The sequence below is a fragment of the Tenebrionibacter intestinalis genome, from assembly GCF_016632365.1.
Taxonomy (GTDB): domain Bacteria; phylum Pseudomonadota; class Gammaproteobacteria; order Enterobacterales; family Enterobacteriaceae; genus Tenebrionibacter; species Tenebrionibacter intestinalis.
This window is the reverse complement of sequence record NZ_JAEPBH010000159.1, coordinates 1-710: the sequence shown is the minus strand read 5'-3', so window position 1 is coordinate 710 and position 710 is coordinate 1. Positions and strand designations below refer to the sequence as shown.

The following is a 710-nucleotide window of genomic DNA, read 5'->3' as shown; positions in this document are numbered from 1 at the left end:
GGTGTTTACAGACGGGCCTGATATAGGCTCTGTTGGTGGTGCGGCAGCAGGTGCATGGGCCGGTGGTATGTTCGGACTTTATGCGCCTGGAACTGTGGAAAAAATAACTGGTGGAAACAATATACCTGAATTTATTTATGATGTTATCGGTTCCGGTGGTGCGGAAGTAGTTGGTGGATTTACTAAAGATGCGATAAATGCCACTCCGGGAAGTAAGCCAGCTCAGGAGACCAGCAAAAAATGATTAATTACCTAAAGCTTTTGGGGTATTCATGTGTTTTTTGTTGCATCGTTTACTTCGTTTTAACTGGAGCCACAGCCATCATAGTGTATCTGAAGAATGGGTACTTTTTTTATCCACTTTATCACGTAAAAAGAACCATAATTTTTGGTTGTATCTCAGGAACTGCTATTACCTTAGCTGCAATCGTTTTTAAACTGATTGATAAATTTAACGCTCGTAAAAAACCACCTTCAGATCCTGAGTAAGTTTAGCAACAATCCCCATCCATATGGTGGGGATGTTAAAAACAGTTATTAACGCCACACCATGAATGAAAAATGGAAAGTAAATAGAATGTATAAAAAGTAAATATCAGATTATTAGTAAGTAGAATATTTGGTGTTGTTATATAGATATCTTATTTTCTTTTGCCGGAAACATGGCCAATAGCATGCTCAGCGGCATGAACAGCAGCGGGCATGCTGAG

The 710-nt window shown here is 39.4% G+C and carries 1 pseudogene; it reads left to right on the top strand.

The annotated features are described in order from the left end of the window. Positions 1 to 244 (top strand): annotated as a pseudogene (locus JJB97_RS18290) (VENN motif pre-toxin domain-containing protein); the annotation flags it as partial. Positions 245 to 710 lie beyond the last annotated feature (466 nt).